This window comes from Halosimplex aquaticum, assembly GCF_028747785.1.
In the GTDB taxonomy this organism is placed as follows: domain Archaea; phylum Halobacteriota; class Halobacteria; order Halobacteriales; family Haloarculaceae; genus Halosimplex; species Halosimplex aquaticum.
Genome location: NZ_CP118158.1, coordinates 3,399,552 through 3,419,609, shown reverse-complemented (window position 1 = coordinate 3,419,609; position 20,058 = coordinate 3,399,552). Strand labels below are relative to the sequence as shown.

Sequence of the window (20,058 nt, the reverse complement as noted above, 5' to 3'; positions counted from 1 at the left end):
TCGGTCCGGCGAGGATCGGCGTGGCTGCGGGTCGGAACGATCGAGACGAACTCCTGACGATGTGAGACGAGAACGAGCGTCGAGCGCGCCGGAACAACCAGCCGCGCCGAACGAGAATCGGGTCGGCGTGAGACGCCGACCGGCGACGGGAATCGAGTGTCGGACGTGGTCTGCTGTGCGAAGACCGCGGCGGCGGAACCGGGCCGTCAGTTACCCGACGTGGCCTGGATCTTGCCCTGCTGGATGAGCTGGAAGACGGGCAGGTTCATCTGCCACTCGGACTCGTCCTCCGGCGCGGTCCAGTTGGCCGTGTCCTGGAAGGCCATCTCGAAGCTCTGCACGAACGGCGCGATCGGCAGCTGGTAGTTGAAGACCCAGCAGAGCCGCCGCTGGTACTTGGCGCGAGTCTCCTCGTCGAGGTTCTGCCCGAGCTGGGTGTCGTAGAACCAGACGGGGTACTCTTTCAGTTCGCCGTCGGGCTTGCCGACCGGCGGCGCCTTGAGCGTGAACTCCTTCTGCTGTTCGGGCGTCGCGCCCTCGAGGTTCATCGTCCAGTCGTACTCCTTGTTCTGGACGTTGTCGTACTTGTTGGCGAACTTCTTGACGTACTCGTCACTCCAGAGGCTCCCGAACCGGTGGCGCCGGTCGCTCTGCTGGACCATGCGGAACCACATGCCGGCGGTACTCGCGAACGGCCACTCGTACATCGTCAGCTCGAAGTCGCCGTCGCCCTTCCGCTGGTCGGCGACCGTCGAGTCGACCTTCTGGAGGCTGACGTTGACGCCGAAGTCGTTGAGGAAGGCGATGACCGTCGATTCGACTTGCACCGTCGAGCCACCGGTCAACAGCGTCAGCTCGAACGGATCGCCGTCGGGCGTGATCCAGGAGCCGTTCTCCTTGGTGAAGCCGGCCTCCTTCATGAGCGCGGCCCCCTTGCTCTTGTTCTGGTCGTAGCGGGTGAACGCGTCGACCATCCCGGCGTCCTTGACGTAGCTCCGCTGAACCGGGTCGAGCAGGCCCGCCGGGTACGGCAGCTTCTCGTTGGAGTAGCGGTTGCGGACCTGAGCGATCTGCTTTTTGTTGATCGCGAAGTTGAACGCCTGCCGGACGAGCGGGTCGCCGAGGTACTCGTTGGCCTGGGCGTTCATCGACAGACCGTACTGGCCGCCACCGGTGTGGTTGACACGCCGGAACTCCTCCGGCATGTTGTCGATGGTGCTGGGGTTGGGTTTCAAGACCCGACCGTTGACGCCGTCGAGGATGCTGTTCTGCAGCGCCTGCACCTGGGACTGCTGGTTCGGGATGATGTTGACCTGGACCGTGTTCCAGTTGATCTGGTCCGAGAGGAAGTACTCGGGGTTCTTCTTGAGGATGACCTGGTCCTCGCGGACTTCCTGCAGCACGAACGGCCCGGAACACGGGATGTTCTTGGGCTTCTGGATCTCGCCTTCGCCGCGCTGGCGGAGCTTGTCGAGTTCGCCCTGGATGAGCCCCGTCCGGTAGGACGGATCCCCGCTGTTGGCCGTCGCCGTCCCCTCGGGCTGGGCCCACTCGAGCTTCTTCGCCTTGTCGTGGATCGGCTTGATGTCCTGTGCCATCGTGGCGAGGGACTCACCGAGCGACTGGTTGTTGGGGTGCGAGAGGCTGAGCATGTCGATCTGCGCAGTCTCGCTGAAGATGTCGAACCAGCCGGGTTCGCTGCGCACGGTCAGCGTGCCAGCGTCGTCGTCGAACTCGATACTGGTGATGGCCTGGAACGCGCTGAGGGGTTCGCCGTTGGGGTTCTGATCGCGGATCTCGTCGGGCGAGAGGTCGTTCCAGCGCGCCAGCCGGAGGGAGTACCCCCAGTCGGACGGCTTGACCGGCGTCCCGTTGATGTCGTTGGGGTCGTCCGGATTCGCGACCGCCCAGGCGCTGTCGTCGCGGAACTGGACCTTGATCTCCGTCTCGTCGACGATCTCCCAGTTCTTGACGATGTGCGGGATCCGCTCGGCGGTCTCCTGGTGCATCATCGTCTTCTTCGCGTACATGAACGGGTACACGAAGCGCGGCATCTGGCTCCGGTGGTAGTACTTGTTGAACCGGAGGCGGTCGCTACTGAGTTCGCCCTCGAACGTCACGTAGTTGCGGTCCGGGAACTGCTCCACATTGCCGCTCGCAGTTCCGTCACCACCGTCTCCGCCGTCGCCGCCACCGCCCGAGGTTCCGTCGCCGCCTCCGCCGCCGCCGTCGTTCCCATCGCTACTGTCGCCGCCGTCGCCGGGGGTCCCGCCGTCGCCGTCGTTGCCGCCACACCCGGCAAGTCCGGCGGTGCCGGCTGCACCCAACGCGGCCAACAGTTTCCGCCTGTACTGGTCAACCTCCGTGTCCGACCTTCGATTCTCGTTACCGCGTGTCATAAGACGGTCGCACAAACGGAATAGCAGTATTTAACGTTTTGGGACTAGAACGAAAAATGGGGAAGATTCGGACCGGACGGCGTCACTCCGGGGGATTCCCGACGTGCTCGACGGCAGAACGGAGGGCGTCGGGGCGCAATCCCACCGTCACGTCGGCGAAAAACGTCAGCTCGTCGCCGTCGCGGTCCGCCTCCACCACGAGATAGGTCCGGTCGTCCTCGTCGTCGACGTACGCCATCACGACGTTCTCGAAGGGGATCTCGAACAGCGAGTCCGAGAGGCGTCCGCCGGCGACGAACAGGAACCGCGAATCGGTGACGACCACGGCGAGCTCGCGAGTCGGCGTCTCGCGGGTCAGGGAGTCGCCGTCACTGACCATGAGCGTCCCGCCCCGGAAGAGGTACTCGGGCTGCTCGTCATCCTCGACGTACGCGACCAGCGGGTGCCGTGTGCGGTCGCCCGACGCCGTCAACGCGTCCGCGGTGATCGCCGGGTCGGCGGCGTCGGCGGCCAGTCGCGCCGCGCGCTCCTCGTCGACGTCCGGATCGGCGTCCGTATCGGGTCCGGCGGCCAGTCGATCGATCAGGTCGAGCAGTCCCATCGCCCGCACCTATCCCAGCGACGGTATTCAGACTATCGCCTGTCCGCCCGATCGAAGCCGCCCCGTCCGGGAACAGATCTCTGGGGTTGCCTTCGCGCGTACGCGTGACCGGGATCGAACAGCATCCACGCAGCCTCGAGGACAGGGGTAGACATGATACCGGCGGGACCCCATCTCGGTCCCCGGACGGGGGCCGAGATCCGCAAGACACCACCAACATTGATTAGCATTGGCAGACACGCACACATATGATTCGTCGAATCGCGACTCTTCCAGACGGGATCATCCGGCAGCGGACGCCGAAACGCGGGCTCACGCTGGAGACGATCGTGGTCCTGCTGTGCGGCCTGGCCGGCAGCGCCGGCTTCGCGTACGTGATGATAGAGGCGCTCAACGTGGTCAACACCGACAACTCGATGTTTCAGGTCCAGCTGGTCGGTCGGGTGCTCCGGCCGGTCGTGCTCATCGTCGTCGCGTGGATCCTCTACTCGGTTGTCGCGCACGTCGTCGCGAGTTCCAGCGGCGGGCGCGGTCCCATCAGCCGCCTGATGCGGGGCGCGGCGTGGGCGATGATCCCCCTCGGGATCTGGAACCTCCTGCGCTCGCTCGTCGTCGCGTACCTCTTTTTCGACGTCGACATCCCGACCGATCCGGAGGGACTGAGCGCCGCCGAGAAGGCCGCGTCGGTGTTCACCGGCACTGCCGCCGGTGGCGAGGACGTTTACGCGGGTCTGACGGATCCGCTGTACGCCGCCGTCCTGCTGGTCGGGATAGCCTTCGTGGTCTGGAGCGCGCACCTGCTGTCGATCGCCGTCGCCGAGTCCAAGAGCCTCGAGATCGATACCGCCCGCCGGGCGGCCGCAGTCCCGGCCGGGCTGCTCGCGCTGTACCTCCTGGTCACCGGTCTCGGACAGGCGGGCATCCTGTAACGCGGTCTCGTTTTCACCGTTCGGCGCCATCGGGCGAGGTCGACTACTCGCCCACTACGACGCAGATCCGCCGAGCGGAGGTCCCGGTCTGGCGCCACGACCGCGACGAGTGAACCCCGACAGGCGCCGGAGTCAACCCGGAAACGGCGGGCGGGTACCCGGTATTTTTATGTTCGGTCACGGTCCAATCGAGAGTAGCGCGGTTCGAGAAGGAGCCATTAGCGCATGAAACAGATAGTTCAGACGGGCCCAGCGTCCGTCGAAGTTCAGGAAGGAGAGCGGCCGTCCCCCGGTCCAGCGGAAGTTCTCGTCCGGGTGCACACGGCAGGTATCTGTGGGAGCGACGCCCACGCCTACGAGTACGAGGGCGGGTACGACTGGATCGCCATGCCTCGCATCATGGGCCACGAGTACTCGGGCACGGTCGAAGCCGTCGGCGAGGAGGTGACGAGTTTCGACCCGGGGGACCGCGTCGTCGAGGAACCGATCCACAACTGCGGGGAGTGTTTTCAGTGCCGCAACGGCGAGGAGAACATCTGTCAGAACTTTTCGATCACCGGCATGCACCGCGACGGCGCCTACGCCGAGTACACCGTCGTCGACCCCGAACACCTCCACGCCGTCCCCGACGCCGTTTCTCTGGCCGATGCGGCGATCACCGAACCGATGAGCATCGCGACGCGCGCGGTCCTCACTCGGTCGTCGGTAAATCCGGGTGACGACGTGCTGGTCGAAGGGCCGGGGCCGATCGGCGTGTTCACCGCGGCGGTCGCTGATTCGCTCGGCGCGAACGTCCTCGTCTCCGGCCTCGACCAGGACGCCACCTCCCGGCTCCCCCTCGTCGAATCGCTCGGCATCGACACGATCAACATCTCCGAGGCGGACCTCGAAACTCACGCGAACGTCAGAACGGACGACGTCGGCTTCGACGCCGTGTTCGACGCCAGCGGCCATTATACGGGTGTCGAGACCGGCGTCGAGGTCGTCCGCAAGGGCGGGGAAGTCGTCGTCGTCGGCATCCCGCGCGAACCCAGCGAGGTGTTGATGACGCCGGTCGTCCGCGGCGAAATCGACGTTATCAGTTCCTACGGCTCGGACTGGACGAACTTCGAGCAGGCGCTGCGGCTCATGGAAAACGGCGCGATCGACGCCGAGGCCGTCGTCGACGACTCGTTCTCTACGGCCGACCCCACCGCCGCCTTCGAAGCGTTCCTCAACTCCGAAGTCGTCAAGCCCGTCTTCACGTTCGCTGCTACCTGAGGCGGCCGGCCCCTCGGAATCCGACACGCCGTTTCTACTGCGCATCTCGATTTTCACGCGCGCTACGCCCGATCGAACGGTCACCGACCGTCTGTCGTATCGGGCCCTCGGAAGATCCCTGCCCGGTATCCGCGTTCTCAACCGGCTGCAGCCGCGCCATCTCGCGTCGGGATCGCACGATCCCTGCATTTATTTCGGTAATACCGGACATTGACTTGGGGAGAACACCGGGAGGGCCCGGGTACTGGCGGTATCTATACCTCTGAGCCCTATTCGTCGTCACCTGTGACAACCTTTCTCATATTGCTTCCGGTATTACCGTACGAACGTTACGAGACGGGCAAGACGGCCTGCTATCGACGGTCCCGCGCTGGAAGTGAATCCGCGACAGCAGACACTGCCGAGTAGTCGTAACACGGCTTACATTACATCCTTACAAACGTAATTTCTCGTCGTAGTCATCTGCGGGCCCGCCGATCGTGGGAATTCGACCACCTGTTTCAGGATCCTCCCTGCGTTCGCAAGCCGGACAGTTCCCCAGCGATGGCGGTACGGACGTGGATATATTCCGGCATTACCGGAATATCCCACCGCTCCGGACTTGCGGTCGTCTTGGAGGACCTGAGGGTACCGAGACGCGGAACGAATCCGGACGGAAGCGGTCGTTACAGGTCGACGTGCCGGCGGAACGCTCGGTCGGTGAGCCACTTGCGATCGCCGGTCGAGAGGTCGTCGACGGCGTCGACCCACGACAGCGTCTCTCCGTAGGTCGCCTCGTCGGAGACGTTCGGGAAGTCCGACCCCCACACGACGCGCTCGCGGCCGAACTCGTCGAGCAGCCACCGCACGTGGTCGTGCATGTCGGCGTAGGGGTGACCCTCGTCGGACTGGTGGACGATCTCCGAGACCTTCACTCCGACCGAGTCGTACTCGGCGAGCGCGGAGAACGTCTCGTAGACCCCCTCGCCGAGCGGTTCGTCGGGCTCGGCGTAGGCGAAGTGGTCGAAGAGGTACGTCAGGTCGGGGTAGCGCTCGACGAGTTCGAGCGCCTGGTCGAGTTGCTCGCCGCGGACGAGGATCTGGACGAGCGCGTCCGTCTCGGCGGCGGCCTCCCAGAACTCGGTCTCCTCGGCCGCGTCCCGGAGCCAGGTCACCGACCGGTCGAACGTCTCCCACATGCGGTCGTAGGGGCAGAGCCCGCCCAGTCTGAACCCGAGGACGCCGTCGACGGCCATCGCCTCGCGGAGGTCGTCGGCCGCGCCGTCGGCGAACTGGTCGAGCATCACCACGCCGTACAGCCGGTCGTGCTCGCGGGCGGCCTCGACCGTGTACCAGTTGTCCGTCCACTCGCAGATGGGATAGCCGACGACGACGGCCTCGTCGACGCCGACGGCGTCCATCTCGTCGAGCAGCTTCTCGTTCCGGAACACCGTATCGACCGAGAAGGAGTCGACCGAACCATCCACGAGCGGCCCGTTGACCCACGGGTGGTCGTCGCTCGGCGGGCCCCACGTGTGCGTATGGGAATCGAGTACCATACCAGCCGGTGGATCCGCAGCGATAGTAAAAGTTCCCACGCGGGCGACCCCGAACGACTACGGGCGTTCGGTGCACCCGGCGCCGGCCACGACTGGGACGCGCTCGAATCGCGGGCTTACTGCCCGGACTGTGACACCGAGCGGACCCACGGCGTCGACCTCGCCGGCAGTCGGTCCGAACTGACCTGCACCGAGTGCGGGAACCTTCAGGGCTAAGGGACGGCACTCGCTCGGACGGAGAGATCGGGAGCGGACGGAACAGCGCGGAAGCGAAAACGGAGAGACAGGTGAGAACGGAGAGAGAAGGACGGCAACCGGGACCGCGATCGGTCAGCCGTCGCCGGGGAACAGAGAGCGCTTATTCGGCGACGACGTGGTTCTCCAGGGTGCCGATGCCCTCGATCTCGGCCTCGCAGACGTCGCCGGGTTCGAGCAGGTCGAGGGGCTCGCGGAAGATACCGACGCCGCCCGGCGTCCCGGTGGAGATCACGTCGCCCGGACGGAGCGTCATCTGCTCGCTGATGTACGAGACCGCTTCCTGGACGTCGAAGATGAACTGCTCGGTGTTGGAGTCCTGTTTGGTGTCGCCGTTGACGCGCAGCGACACGTCGACGGCGTTGGGGTCGAGGTCGTCGCCGGCGACGAGCGACGGGCCCATCGGCGAGAACGTGTCGAAGCTCTTCCCGCGGAAGAACTGGCCGTCGTCGAACTGCGAACGCCGCCCGCTCACGTCGTTGAGGACCGTGTAGCCGGCCACGTGGTCGTCGACCTCGTCCTCGTCGATAGCCTTCGCCTGGCGGCCGATCACGACGGCGAGTTCGACCTCGTAGTCGACCTGTTCGTCGCCGCCCGGGTGGACGATCGGGTCGCCCGGATTCGTCACCGTCGTCGGCGCCTTCGAGAACAGCAGCGGCGTCTCGGGGATCTCCTCGTCCTGTTCCTCGGCGTGGTCGCGGTAGTTCAGGCCCACGCAGACGATCTTGCCGGGGACCGGCACCGGCGCGAGCAGCGAGACCTCCTCGGCGGAGCGCTGGGAGAGCGCGCCGCCCTCGACGCGGCGGCGCACCTCGTCGAGATAGCTCTGGTTGGTCAGTTCCTCGTAGGTCGGTTCGCCCGTGGGCTGGCCGTCCAGCGAGTGGATCGTGTCGCCGTCCCGGACGCCCCAGGTGGCGCTACCGCCGTCTGTGTACCGAACGAATCGCATCACCGAGAAAGGCGACCCATCGGCCCTTAAATCTTTAGAAGGGCGACGCTTCGGCGGCGGCCGGGGAAGGGCAACGAACCGCTGAGACGGCCAGTGACGCCAGTGCCGACCGGCGCCGACCGGTCCTCACCGGGGGCGATGCGCCGACAGCGCCCGTGGGAAAGCCGGGCGCGTCGATATCGCTGTTACGCGTGGGTCATGTTGACTTCGATGACGTTGGCGATGCGCAGCACCTGCCGCGGGATCTCCTCCTCGAAGCGCTCGCCCTGCATCCGGTTTTTCGGGCCGGAGACGGAGATGGCCCCCAGCACTTCGTCGTCGTCGAGCAGCGGCGCGGCGATGCAGATCATCCCGCGGACGCGCTCTTCCCGGTCGATGGCGTAGCCCCGCTCGCGGATCTCCTCGAACTGCTCGAAGAGCACGTCCTCGTCGGTGACCGTCCGGTCGGTGATCGCCGGCATGCCGTGGCGGTCGAGGATGTCGCGGACGCGATCCTCGTCCATGTGGGCCATCATCGCCTTGCCGAGCGCCGTGGTCTGGAGGTGGACGCGGTAGCCGTTGTACGTGTCGAGCTTGACCGCGTTCTCCCCCTCGGTCTTGTAGAGGAAGACGCCGCGGCCGTGCTCCTCGATCATGAGATTGGAGTGTTCGCCCGTCTGTTCGGCGAGCTTCTGTAGTTCGGGCTTGGCCACATCGAACACCTTCATGCGCTGGCGCGCGTACCCCCCGAACTCCAGGAACCTGGTCCCCGTCTTGTACGTCCCGTCCTCGTTGACGACCAGCTCCAGCTCCTCCAGCGTCCGGAGGTGGTCGTGCACTGTACTCCGCGGGAGGTCGAGCTCGTCCGCGACTTCCGTCACGCCCGCCCCGTCGAGTGCCCGGAGCACCTCGACGACGTCGAAGCTCACCCGCGTCGCCTTCACCGGAACGTCGATCTCGGTTTGCATCCTTCGGTCGCCTCTGTCCGATACTGGGAACTCGATCGTTATAAATCTGTACGGTATTACCGGAACGGCGGGTCGGCCGTTCGCGACCGGCCCGTCGACCGCTGACGCGAGAGTTTCGACCGACGTGGACGGCCGACACGCCGCCGCTCAGGCGAGTTCGAGCGTCGACCGGACGGCCTCGTCCATCGACGTGCCGTCGCTCGTCGCGAAGAACTCCAGGCCGACGTAGCCGTCGTACCCGGCGTCGTCCAGCGCGTCGAAGATCCGACCGTATGCGATCTCGCCAGTGCCGGGCTCGAGGCGGCCGGGGTTGTCGGCGACGTGGACGTGGCCCACCTGGTCGACGTTCTCCGTGAGGTTGCGGATCGCGTCGCCCTCGGTGATCTGCTGGTGGTACACGTCGAACAGCACCTGCACGCGGTCGCTCCCGACCGCGCGCGTGATGTCGAACGCTTCCCGGGAGGATTCGAGGAAGTAGCCCGGATGGTCGACGACGGTGTTGAGGGGTTCGACGACGACCGTGACGCCGACGTCTTCGGCCGTCGGCGCCACGTCCGAGAGGACGCGTTCGAGTGCACGCCGTTGCGTGTCGCGGTCGAAGCCCCCCTGATCCGGACCGACGGTGACGATGAGAGCGTCTGCACCCAGGTCGGCGGCTGCCTCCAGCGACCGTTCGACGTCGGCCACGGCGGTCTCGCGGTCGTACGGGTTGACCGCCGCGGGGGCGTCGCGGTCGTCGATGTTCGACCCCGCGCCGGCCGCGAGGATGCCCGCGACGTCGACCCCGTGCATCTCACAGGCCGACTCGACGGCGTCCAGGTCCGCGCCTTCCCAGTCGAAGAACTCGACGGCGCCGACGCCCAGGTCCGCGGCGCGCTCGATCCCGTCCGGGACCGACTCACCGACGATCCCGGCGTTGACGTCGAAGGTCACCACGGTGCCGTCACCGCCGCTTGGGCCCGGTTCGCTGCGTGTCGTCCGCGTCGTCCGCGCTCGTCAGACATGTGCCGGTCCAGTCGGCGCTGGGTCTTGAAACTACCTCTCCGTTCGGCGGGGACCCGCAAAACACAAGACCGACGAGTCCGACGTTCGTCCCATGACTTCCGGGAGTGCGGACGGCCTCAGTCAGGACCTCGAAGCGGCGGGCGTGCGGACCCGCCGCGTCCGGCCGGCGGCGTTCGCCGAGACCATCGCCGATCTGGCCGTCGGACCGGCCGTCGGCGTCGCGTTGACCGACCTCCCCGTCTCGCTGGAGGAGACGCCCGTGACCGTCGACCCCACGCCCGCGGAACTGGACGACGCGACCGTCGGCGTCACGCCCGCGTCGCTGTGCATCGCGGACTACGGGTCGCTCGTCCTCCCCGGTACCGCCGACGGCGCCGAACTTGTCAGCCTCTTCGTCGAGGACCACGTCGCCGTGCTCCGCGAGAGCGACGTCGTCGGCGAGATGGAGGCCGCCTTCGAGGCGTTCGACGCGGACCCCGAGACGGCAAGAGGGAGCCGGATCGTCGCGACGGGGCCGAGCGCCACCGCCGACATGGGCGCGCTCGTCGAGGGGGCCCACGGGCCGAAAACGGTGACCGCGGTCGTCCTGGAGGGGGAGTGACCGTGGCGAAGAAAGACGACTACCGCCGGCTCATGGACACCGAGGGGGCCGCCGTCCGCGCCAACACGACGGCGTTCAACGACGGCCGCTACGAGTCGGTCGCCAGGCTCGACGACTACGAGGAACTCAAAGAACAGGCCCGCGCGATCAAGGAAGACGCCATCGAGCGCCTCCCCGAACTCGTCGAACAGCTCCGCGAGACCGTCGAGGACAACGGCGGGACGGTCTACGTCGCCGACGACGCCGCGGACGCAAACGAGTACATCAGAGAGGTCGTCGCCGACGAGGACGCCGAGCGGGTGGTCAAGAGCAAGTCGATGACCACCGAGGAACTGGAGGTCAACGAGGCGCTGGAAGCCGACGGCGTCGACGTGGTCGAGACCGACCTCGGCGAGTGGGTTCTGCAGGTCGCGGACGAGGCCCCGAGCCACATCGTCGCGCCGGCCATCCACAAGTCCCGCGAGGGCATCGCCGACCTGCTCAACGAGCGCTTCGACCCCGACCCACCGCTGGAGACCGCCGAGGAACTCACCCAGTTCGCCCGCGAGCACCTCGGCGAACTGATCGAGGACGCCGACGTCGGCATGACCGGTGCGAACTTCATCGCCGCCGAGTCGGGGACGATGGCGCTCGTGACGAGCGAGGGCAACGCCCGCAAGTCCGTCGCCGCGACGGACACGCACGTCGCCGTCGCCGGCGTCGAGAAGATCGTCCCCTCGGTGAGCGACTTCGCTCCCTTCGTCGAACTCATCGGCCGCTCGGGCACCGGACAGGACATCACCTCCTACATCTCGCTGTTCACCCCGCCGGTCGACACGCCCACCGTCGACTTCGGCGACGACGAGACGCCCCTCTCGGAACTCGACGCGGACCGCGACTTCCACCTCGTGCTCGTCGACAACGGCCGCCTCGACATGCGCGACGACGATCAGCTGCGCGAGACGCTCTACTGCATCCGGTGTTCGGCCTGTTCGAACAGCTGTGCCAACTTCCAGAGCGTCGGCGGCCACGCCTTCGGCGGCGAGACGTACTCGGGCGGCATCGCGACGGGCTGGGAAGCCGGAATCGAGGGCGAGGACGTCGCGGCGGAGTTCAACGATCTGTGCACCGGGTGTACGCGCTGCGTGAACGCCTGTCCGGTCGGCATCGACATCCCGTGGATCAACACGGTCGTCCGCGACCGGGTCAACCGGGGCGCCGACGAGGGGAACTTCGACCCGCTCGTCGACGGTCTGACGCCCGACGCCGAGGACGACGCGAGCCCGCCGCTCGGCAAGCGCTTCTTCGGGAACTTCGAGACGGCGGCGAAGCTCGGGAGCGCGACCGCGCCGCTGTCGAACTGGCTGGCCGACGCGGGGCCGAGCCGCTGGGCGATGGAGCGCGTGCTCGGCGTCGACCGCCGCCGCGACCTCCCGACCTTCCGCCGGGAGACGTTCCGCGAGTGGGCCGAAACGCGGACGAGCGGTATCAGCGCATCCGCCGACGGCCGGAAGGTCGTCGTCTACCCCGACCTCTACACGAACCACGTCCTCACCGAGCGCGGAAAGGCGACCGTCCGCACGCTGGAAGCGCTGGGCTGCGACGTGTCCGTCCCCGACGTGCGCGCCAGCGGCCGCGCACCCTTCTCGCAGGGCATGGTCCGAACGGCGACCGACCACGCCGAAGACGTGATCGACTCGCTCTCGGAATACGTCACCGACGGCTACGACGTGGTCGTCGTCGAACCGAGCGACCTCGCGATGATCGACCGCGAGTACGAGAAGCTCCTCCCCGAGGACGACGACGCGCTGGAGACGGTCTCGGCGAACAGCTACGAGGTCCTGGAGTACGTCTACGGCCTCCTGACCCAGGAAGGTGCAGACGAGGCCCTCCTGACCGGCCCGGACGCCGACGGACCGGGCGTCGTCTACCACAGCCACTGCCAGCAGCGGACGCTCGGGCTGGAATCGCACACCGTCGCCGTCCTCGAACGGCTGGGCTACGACGTGACGACCACCGACGTGGAGTGTTGCGGGATGGCCGGAAGCTTCGGCTACAAGACCGACTACTACGAGATCAGTATGGACGTCGGCGAGCAACTCGGCGAGCAACTCGAAGCGCCCGGAAACGACGACCGGATCCCCGTCGCGAGCGGCACCTCCTGCCTCGAACAGATCGACGCGCTCCTCGCCCGCGAGCCGGCACACCCCATCGAGCTCCTCGACCCGAGGCGCGGCCGATAATCCCCGGTCTCCGCCGAGGAGTCGACGCTTTCGAACACGCAGATTAGACATCTCCCATACACTGATCGGGAAATTATATTTCGTATCGTCGCCGCGACAGACTCGAACCAGCCAGCGGCACCGAACACAGCCCAGAATCAGAGTAGAAATCCGCGAAGAAGCCTAAACGCCGCTGATTCGCGAACAAACTTCACCACCAGGAGAGAGTAACGCTTGTGGTCCTGCCGGCCATGGGCGGACCTGATCTGCAACGCGGTATTTGCGGATTAGAACACCCGTATCGTCGTCAGCGAGTTTTGACCAGAGAGCGATCGGCAACAGCGACGATCGAGCCGGTCTCATTGTTCTTTCCAGACGTATACTCACTCATACCAAGCATATTAGGTTACTATCACCATGGAGTTTCCGAGCGGGGAACACCCCTTCGTCCCGCTGGAACTGAACCGGTTCACCCGGGCCTAAGATTTGAGGCCGGACAGCTATGCCGTTGCAGGCCCTCTGATCAGATGGCTCGTGCCAGACGGGCCCCATCTTGCCACGGCACCGCCCCGCCCGATCCCACTCTGTCACTGTCACTGATTTCACGTTCGGGGCGGCTCGCCCGCTTTCACGCCGCGAAAACCACACTTCCTCAGACCGAGCAGCGGCCGCTCACCACTCGGCGACGCCGCCGTCGTCGTGGCGCCAGACCGGGTTGTGCCAGTTGACATCTTCTTCGGCCGCTTCGCGCACGTAGTCCTCGTCGATCTCGATGCCGAGTCCCGGACCGTCGGGGACGGCGACGGCGCCGTCCTCGTACTCGAACACCGACGGGTCCGCGAGGTAGGCCAGTTCGTCGGTCCCCTCGTTGTAGTGGATACCGAGGCTCTGCTCCTGGATGAGCGCGTTCGGCGCGTTCGCGTCGACCTGGAAGCACGACGCGAGGGCGATGGGACCGAGCGGGCAGTGCGGCGCCAGCGCCACGTCGTAGGCTTCGGCCATCGCCGCGATCTTCGAGACCTCGGTGATCCCGCCGGCGTGAGAGAGGTCGGGCTGGATGACGTCGACGACCCCCTGCTCGAAGACCTCCTTGAAGTCCCAGCGGGAGTACATCCGCTCGCCGGTGGCGATGGGCGTGGTGGTGTGGTTCGCGACGTGGGGGAGGGCGTCGTTGTTCTCCGGCAAGACGGGCTCCTCGACGAACATCGGCTCGTAGGGCTCGACGGCCTCGGCGATGCGCTTGGCCATCGACTTGGCGACGCGGCCGTGGAAGTCCAGCCCGATGTCCACCTCGTCGCCGACGCGCTCGCGGACCGTCCGGACGCGGTCGACGGCCGCCTCGACCGCCGCGGGGTTGTCGACGCGGCGCAGTTCCGGCGTGGCGTTCATCTTCAGCGCCGTGAGCCCCTGCTCGACGCGCTCCTCGGCGGCGTCGCCCACGTCGGCGGGTCGGTCGCCGCCGATCCACTGGTAGACGCGGACGCGGTCGCGTGCCTTCCCGCCGAGGAGTTCGTAGACGGGCGCGCCGAAGTGCTTGCCCTTGATGTCCCACAGCGCCTGGTCGATGCCGGCGATGGCGCTCATCAGGACGGGGCCGCCGCGGTAGAAGCCGCCGCGGTACATCGCCTGCCAGTGGTCCGCGATGTCCGCGGGGTCCTCGCCGAGCAGGTAGTTGTCCATCAGCTCCTCGACGGCCGTCTCGACGGTCTTCGAGCGGCCCTCGACGACGGGCTCGCCCCAGCCGACGGTTCCGTCGCTCGTCTCGACTTTCAGGAAGAGCCAGCGCGGCGGTACCTCGAACAGTTCGTAGTCGGTGATCGTCGTCACGGGTGGTTCTGTTCCGGACGTGCGATACGGGTTCGGTTAAGCGTTCTGTCCGGCGGTCAGCGACTGGCGAAACACTGCCGACGCGACCCCGAAGCCGGGCCTCACTCGTAGTAGCTCAGGCGCTCGACGACTTCGGCGAAGGCGACGTTCTCCCGAACGTCGGTGATCTCGACCTCGACGCGCTCGCCCTGTTCGGTGTCGGGGACGATGACGACGAACCCCCGCTCGACGCGCGTGATGCCGTCGCCCTGTTCGCCGATGTCCTCGATCTCGACGCGACGGGACTCGCCCTCCTCGACCGGCGGTCGCTGCCGGCCGCGGTCTCGGCTCCCGTTCGTCGACTCGTCGGCGTCGCCGCTCCCGCTCGCCCGGTCCCCGTTCGACGACTGTGACGAGTCCGAGCCAGAGGACCGAGTTCCGTTCGTCTGCCGCTGCTCGCGCTCGTTCGTTGCCGGCGACGGGACCAGCGCCACGCGATACGTCTCGTCGGATTCGATCCCGCCGCGTCGGACCTCCCGCTTCGGCACCTCGACGACGTACGATCCGTCTCGTTCCTCTACCTGTGCGGAGAAGAGACAGCGAAGTTGATCGGAGATCTCCATTCGTAGCTCTGTCTCGCACGCAGGCCCCCGGACCACTTGGTTCTATCGAGCCACGGCCGGCGACGCGCTCGATCCCCATCGCCGTCGACGACGCCTGCGACCCGGCAGCCGGGAGAACCGCTGGTGGGGGCCATCCGGAACCTGACCCGGTGGACCGATCGTCTCTTGACGCGGCCCATCCGAGAGTTCAGTAGTCGCGCCAGCTCCGTTCGGGCCTCCAGTCGAGGAGGGCCTCGGCCTTCGAGAGGTCGAACAGCGCCTCGTGGCCCTCCAGGTCCCTCCGGCGCTCGGCCTCGGGGAAGCACTCGTCGGCGAGTCGCGCGGTCGGAGCGTCGGCGGTGGTGTCGGCGGCGACCGTCCAGAAGGACTCGTGACCGTCGTAGTCGGCCTCGACGGCCTTGCGCGCGACGACCGCCGCGTCGTCGAGGTGGAGGTACGAGAACAGCACGTCGCGCCCGCTCCAGGGGTCGTCGGCAAGCGCCTCCAGCGAGCGGTCGGGCTCGACGAAGCTCTCGACGAGTTCCTCCTCGTTCGGCACCCACGGGTACCGCAGCGTGGCGATCGTCAGGTCGGAGTCGGGCCGGCGACCGAACCCGTCGGCCGTCACTTCCATCGCGTGCTTGGCGACGCCGTAGACGTCGTCGGGCGTCCGGGGGTGGGCCTCGTCGACCGGGAGGTACTCGACCTGCGGCGGCCGCTGCTGGTGCTCGGCGCCCATCGCGTTGATGCTGGAGGCGAGACAGCACGACTCCAGTCCGAGGGCCTCGCTGGCTTCCAGGACGTGCATCGCCGACATCGTGTTGCTCTCGTAGGTCCGGTACTGCGGGTTGCCGTCCGGGTTCGGGATGGTCCCCATGTGGACGACGGCGTCGGCGTCCGCCGTCGCGAGCGCCCCGTAGGTCTCCCCCGCGTCCAGGAGGTCCGTCGTGACGTACGCGTCCGAGACGTCCTCGCGCCGTTTCCCGCGCGAGACGTTCACCGTCTCGTAGCCGTGATCCGAGAGGTCCCCGAGGATCGCCCGCCCGATCTTCCCATTGCCGCCGGTCACCGCGATCGTCGAGAGCGTCATCGTCCGTTCTCTCGGCAGGGTCGGTATAAAATCACGCGGTGCCGAGAGACCGCTCGCGGCCGCTCGTCGCGGGCGGGATCGGTCACGTCGCCGGCCCGCTACTTCTTCGGTAGAGTCGCGATGAACTCGTTCGGACCGACGCGGTCGACGGTGTACCCCTCGGCGTCGAACGACTCGACTTCCGCGGCCATCTGGTGGTACAGCGGCGTCGGTTCGTGGTCGTTGACGATCGCCAGCGCCTCGCCGCTCTCCAGCGCCTCGAAGGCCTCGAATATCTTCGGGTGGCGTTCCGGCGGCGGCACCTCGCGCAGATCGAGTTGCTGTTCGGCCATTGCGTCGGGACCGACGACCGCGACCGCCGAAGGGATTCGTGCGAATACCTTCGTCCGGTCGCGAGTGTCTGCGGGGCCCCGCCGTCGGGATCCGGGCACGGAGGCGAACGACGTTCGGGGCAACCCCTTCCGCGGAAGGCGCGGTAGAGTGGGCCGATGACCGCCGACTACGACGACCTGCCGCTCGTGTACTCCTGTTCGGGCTGTTCGAGCGCGGCCCAGCTGGCCAACGACATCGCCGTCCGGCTCGACCGCGAGCGCCTGGCGGAGATGTCCTGCATCGCCGGCGTCGGCGGGGACGTGGCCCCGCTCGTCGACACCGCGACGTCCGGCCGACCCGCGGTCGTGATCGACGGCTGCCCGCTGGAGTGCGCGCGGGCCTGTCTGGACGACCACGGCGTCACGCCCGACTACCACGTCAACCTCGCCGAGGAGGGCGTGCCCAAAGAGTATCACACCGACTACGACGACGAGCAGGCCGAGCGCCTGTTCGACGAGGTCGCCGACGAGGTCGAACGCGTCGACGCCACGGGCTAACTCGTCTCACTCCAGTTCGGCGAGGCGCTGGAGCGACTGCTGTTTCGTCTCGCGGTCGAGTTCGGCGCCGTCGAGCATCGACCGCATGTACTCGATCGACCGGTCGTAGCGCTCGCGCTCGACGGGCTGGGGCGTCCCGTCCTTGCCGCCGTGGGCGTAGGCGTACTTCGCCGGGTCCTCGCGGGAGCTCTCGGCGTCGTAGACCAGTTCCGCGATCAGCGCGAGCGCCCGGATCGACCCCGGCCCGATCCCGTCGAGGTCGAGGAGTTCCTCGTAGCTGTCGGGCTGGTACTCGTAGGCCCGTTCCAGCTGGTCGAGCGCTCGCTCGGAGAGGTCGGCGTCCCGGAGTTCGTGGTGGGCGGGCATCGTCAGATCCGGGTCCTCGGCCAGCAGGTCGAGCGCTCTCGTACCGCTCCGTCCGCCCCCACCGTCGTCGACGCTCGGGGCGCCCCCGCCGAAGTCGGCGAGCGAGGTCTCGCCCCGGAGTTCGCGCTTGAGGTGGGCCGGGTCGTCCTGCACGAGGTCGACGGACGCCGCGCGCGTCTCCGCCGAGGCCTCGGCGGTGAGATCGAGCGTGTCGGCCCCGCCCTGCGAACAGATCGCCGCCTGCGGCTCCTCGACGAAGTCGTCCACGTCGTCGGAGAGCCAGTGGTATCGCCGCGCAGTCGAGTCGTTCATCCCCTGCTGGACGACGCACCACGACTCCGACTCGGTGATCGCCATCGTGTGGTGATACAGGGTGAACGAGTCCTGGACGCAGGCGTTGTCGACGGTGGCGCTCAGCCGCGAGGTGTACCGGAGGTCGTCGCGGGCCCCCGGCGGCAGGCCGAGCGGGCTGGCGTCGATCTCGTCGGGCGTCTCGCGGGAGGTCGCGCCCTTGCCGCCGACGATCTCGATCCCGTGGTCTTCGGCGGACAGCGCCTCCTTCAGCGCGCCCATGGTCGTCGTGGTGACGCCCGAGGAGTGCCAGTCGAAGCCGATGACGCAGCCCAGCGCCTGGAACCAGTAGGGGTCGGCGAGCCGTCGGAGCAGCTCCTCCCGGCCGTACTCCGCGACGACGGCCTCGGCGATGGCGCCGCTGAGGTCGACCATCCGGTCGAACAGCCAGGAGGGCGCCGATCCGGAGTGTAGCGGCAGGTCCGCGCTCGTGCGTCGAGCCATGTCGCGCGGTAGGGCCGGGACGCCCAAGAGTGAGCGCCACGGAGCGGAAGTGAAACCGCGGCGGGTTCGCGCGTTCGCACCGCTGAGCGGCCGAGCGGCCGACCGCGACGGACGACCCATTGCGCTCACCGCTGCGGACCGCGGGGCGTACCGCCTCGGGGTGGCCGATCGCCGCCCGCGGGCGGCACGTCTGCGCTCCGGTGTGGCCCGCCGCTCCCTCCGCGCGGCCCCGCACCGTCTCGGCCCGCTCCGGCCTGCCGGATCATGGGCGATATCTCGTGCAGCAGGTCCGACGCAACGAAGCCCGGGCCGACTCGCTCGGCGAGTCGCTCGCCGGCCCGGCCTTTCACGTAGGCCGCCGCGGAGGCGGCGTCGAGTGGCGCGGTGACGCCCAGGAAGGCCGCGGTCACCCCGGCGAAGACGTCGCCCGTCCCGCCGACGGTCAGGGCCTGGGTGCCGGCGCGGGAGACGCGAGTCTCCGTCCCGTCCGTGACGACCGTCTCGGCGCCCTTCACCGCGATCGCGTGGCCCAGATCGTCCGCGAACGACTCGATCTCGTCGGCCGACTCGCGGAGGTCCTCGACGGACGGCCCGCCGAGTTCTTGCAGTTCGTGCGTGTTCGGCGTCAGGACGAGCGTCGCGTCGGTCTCGACCGCGGGGACCGCCGGGATGGCGTCCGCGTCGACGACCGCGCGCCCGTCGTAGGCCGAGAGGAAGGACTCGACGGCCTCCAGAGTCTCGTCGGCGTCGCCGAGTCCCGGACCGAGGACGACGACGTCGTCGTGGGACGTCGCCGTCTGCACCAGGTCGTCGACCTGATCCGGCGTCAGGTGCGCTCCGGGGTACGGCTGGACGATGAGGTCCTCGGCGTACCCGCTGACGGGGTCCGCGACCGCCTGGGGGACCGCGACGAAGGCCAGATCGGCGCCGCCCCCGAGCGCCGCCTGCGCGCTCAGCGCGGGGGCGCCGGTGTAGGGGCCACCGCCGATCACGAAGATCCGCCCGGAGTCGTCCGCTCCGCGGTCGCCCCGCATTCGTCCGCGGATCGGCCGGAGGTCGCCGGGACCGGCGAATCGCTCCGCAGCCGACGGCACGCCGACGTCAGCGACCGTGACGCCGGCCGCGGCGTCGAGGCCGGGCTTTCTCGCGTGGAAAGCGACGACCCGGTCGGCGTCGACGGCGGCGCCCGGCGTCTCGCCCGTGTTCCCGTTCAGCCCCGACGGGACATCGACGGCGACCACCGTGGCCTCGCAGCCGTCGACCGCCTCGATCGCCGTCCGTTCGGGTTCGTCCGGCACGTCGGCGACGTCGGCGCCGAGTATCCCATCGACGACCACGTCCGCGCCGGCGAGGTCGATGGCACGCGGGTCCGCGATCGACTGCGCGTCGAGTTCCGACGCGACGACGGCGGCCCAGTTTGCCCGCCCGGTCGCGGTCGCGATCGATTCCGGACGGCCCAGCAGTGCGACCGACGGATCGAACTCGTCGAGATGTCACGCCGCGGCGAGAGCGACGCCGCCGTTGGCTCCGCGTCCGGCAACAACGGCGACACTCGCCGCCGCGTCGGCGCACCCGCGCACCTCGCGGGCGACGGCGCTCCCGCTCGCTTCCGCCAGTTGCCTCCGCGAGACGCCGAGCGCAACCGCGTTCGCTTCGACGGCTCGCATCCGGTCAGCCGTGAGCATGCCCGCGGTACGGCGCCGCGCGTAATCGGTGGCCGGGCGGATACTGCAGGGCGGCCGCGACCGGCCTGCCGGCGCCCGGGACTCGCACCAGGGGAAAACGGCGGACGATTCGTCCACCGTCCGGCGAATTCCCCCGCTGAACAGGCCCAGCGCCCGCTCC

17 protein-coding genes and 1 pseudogene are annotated in these 20,058 nt (G+C 67.9%); 6 read left to right on the top strand and 12 right to left on the bottom strand.

Going from position 1 to position 20,058, the window contains the following annotated elements:
* Positions 1 to 206 precede the first annotated feature (206 nt).
* Positions 207 to 2,399 (bottom strand): ABC transporter substrate-binding protein, encoded by a 2,193-nt coding sequence (locus tag PSC72_RS17075; protein ID WP_274322628.1) that lies wholly within the window; start codon positions 2,397 to 2,399, stop codon positions 207 to 209.
* 82 nt (positions 2,400 to 2,481) lie between these two features.
* Positions 2,482 to 3,000 (bottom strand): hypothetical protein, encoded by a 519-nt coding sequence (locus tag PSC72_RS17070; RefSeq protein ID WP_274322627.1) that lies wholly within the window; start codon positions 2,998 to 3,000, stop codon positions 2,482 to 2,484.
* Between the two features lie 248 nt (positions 3,001 to 3,248).
* Between PSC72_RS17070 and PSC72_RS17065 the strand changes: the two genes are divergently transcribed.
* A complete protein-coding gene (locus PSC72_RS17065; protein ID WP_274322626.1) occupies positions 3,249 to 3,929 on the top strand; it encodes a YIP1 family protein in 681 nt (226 codons plus the stop codon).
* A 225-nt stretch (positions 3,930 to 4,154) separates the two neighbouring features.
* A complete protein-coding gene (locus PSC72_RS17060; RefSeq protein WP_382261807.1) occupies positions 4,155 to 5,189 on the top strand; it encodes a zinc-dependent alcohol dehydrogenase in 1,035 nt (344 codons plus the stop codon).
* A gap of 665 nt (positions 5,190 to 5,854) precedes the next feature.
* Here PSC72_RS17060 and PSC72_RS17055 read toward each other — a convergent pair.
* Positions 5,855 to 6,727, bottom strand: a complete 873-nt coding sequence (locus PSC72_RS17055; RefSeq protein WP_274322624.1) for an amidohydrolase family protein — start codon at positions 6,725 to 6,727, stop codon at positions 5,855 to 5,857.
* On the opposite strand from PSC72_RS17055, the gene PSC72_RS17050 reads away from it, so the two are divergent.
* Complete coding sequence (locus PSC72_RS17050; protein ID WP_274322623.1) at positions 6,710 to 6,943, top strand: hypothetical protein; 234 nt, start codon at positions 6,710 to 6,712, stop codon at positions 6,941 to 6,943. The genes PSC72_RS17055 and PSC72_RS17050 overlap by 18 nt on opposite strands.
* Before the next feature lie 142 nt (positions 6,944 to 7,085).
* Here the strand turns inward: PSC72_RS17050 and PSC72_RS17045 are convergent, their stop codons facing one another.
* From PSC72_RS17045 to PSC72_RS17035, 3 genes are all read right to left on the bottom strand, one after another.
* A complete protein-coding gene (locus PSC72_RS17045; protein WP_274322622.1) occupies positions 7,086 to 7,931 on the bottom strand; it encodes a fumarylacetoacetate hydrolase family protein in 846 nt (281 codons plus the stop codon).
* A 185-nt stretch (positions 7,932 to 8,116) separates the two neighbouring features.
* A complete protein-coding gene (locus PSC72_RS17040; protein ID WP_274322621.1) occupies positions 8,117 to 8,878 on the bottom strand; it encodes an IclR family transcriptional regulator in 762 nt (253 codons plus the stop codon).
* Positions 8,879 to 9,025: 147 nt separating this feature from the next.
* Positions 9,026 to 9,811: a TIM barrel protein gene (locus PSC72_RS17035; protein WP_274322620.1), complete on the bottom strand. Its 786-nt coding sequence runs from the start codon at positions 9,809 to 9,811 to the stop codon at positions 9,026 to 9,028.
* A gap of 163 nt (positions 9,812 to 9,974) precedes the next feature.
* On the opposite strand from PSC72_RS17035, the gene PSC72_RS17030 reads away from it, so the two are divergent.
* Both PSC72_RS17030 and PSC72_RS17025 read left to right on the top strand, forming a co-directional pair.
* Positions 9,975 to 10,484: an LUD domain-containing protein gene (locus tag PSC72_RS17030; RefSeq protein WP_274322619.1), complete on the top strand. Its 510-nt coding sequence runs from the start codon at positions 9,975 to 9,977 to the stop codon at positions 10,482 to 10,484.
* Positions 10,485 to 10,486: 2 nt separating this feature from the next.
* Positions 10,487 to 12,706: an LUD domain-containing protein gene (locus tag PSC72_RS17025; protein WP_274322618.1), complete on the top strand. Its 2,220-nt coding sequence runs from the start codon at positions 10,487 to 10,489 to the stop codon at positions 12,704 to 12,706.
* A 651-nt stretch (positions 12,707 to 13,357) separates the two neighbouring features.
* On the opposite strand, the gene dgoD is transcribed toward PSC72_RS17025, so the two are convergent.
* The 4 genes from dgoD to PSC72_RS17005 all read right to left on the bottom strand — a co-directional run bounded on the left by dgoD (position 13,358) and on the right by PSC72_RS17005 (position 16,515).
* Complete coding sequence (dgoD, locus tag PSC72_RS17020) at positions 13,358 to 14,512, bottom strand: galactonate dehydratase (RefSeq protein WP_274322617.1); 1,155 nt, start codon at positions 14,510 to 14,512, stop codon at positions 13,358 to 13,360.
* A 101-nt stretch (positions 14,513 to 14,613) separates the two neighbouring features.
* Entirely contained in the window at positions 14,614 to 15,114 is a 501-nt protein-coding gene (locus PSC72_RS17015; RefSeq protein ID WP_274322616.1) for a TRAM domain-containing protein, read from the bottom strand.
* A gap of 187 nt (positions 15,115 to 15,301) precedes the next feature.
* Positions 15,302 to 16,183 carry an NAD-dependent epimerase/dehydratase family protein gene (locus tag PSC72_RS17010; RefSeq protein ID WP_274322615.1) on the bottom strand — a complete coding sequence of 294 codons (882 nt, stop codon included), beginning with the start codon at positions 16,181 to 16,183 and terminating at the stop codon, positions 15,302 to 15,304.
* A 98-nt stretch (positions 16,184 to 16,281) separates the two neighbouring features.
* Complete coding sequence (locus tag PSC72_RS17005) at positions 16,282 to 16,515, bottom strand: DUF2249 domain-containing protein (protein WP_274322614.1); 234 nt, start codon at positions 16,513 to 16,515, stop codon at positions 16,282 to 16,284.
* Positions 16,516 to 16,671: 156 nt separating this feature from the next.
* On the opposite strand from PSC72_RS17005, the gene PSC72_RS17000 reads away from it, so the two are divergent.
* Positions 16,672 to 17,052: a putative zinc-binding protein gene (locus PSC72_RS17000; protein ID WP_274322613.1), complete on the top strand. Its 381-nt coding sequence runs from the start codon at positions 16,672 to 16,674 to the stop codon at positions 17,050 to 17,052.
* A gap of 6 nt (positions 17,053 to 17,058) precedes the next feature.
* On the opposite strand, the gene PSC72_RS16995 is transcribed toward PSC72_RS17000, so the two are convergent.
* On the bottom strand, positions 17,059 to 18,213 hold the full coding sequence (locus PSC72_RS16995) for a DUF763 domain-containing protein (RefSeq protein WP_274322612.1): 1,155 nt from the start codon (positions 18,211 to 18,213) through the stop codon (positions 17,059 to 17,061).
* A 257-nt stretch (positions 18,214 to 18,470) separates the two neighbouring features.
* A pseudogene (locus PSC72_RS16990) lies at positions 18,471 to 19,898 on the bottom strand (NAD(P)H-hydrate dehydratase); the annotation flags it as partial.
* Between the last annotated feature and the right edge of the window lie 160 nt (positions 19,899 to 20,058).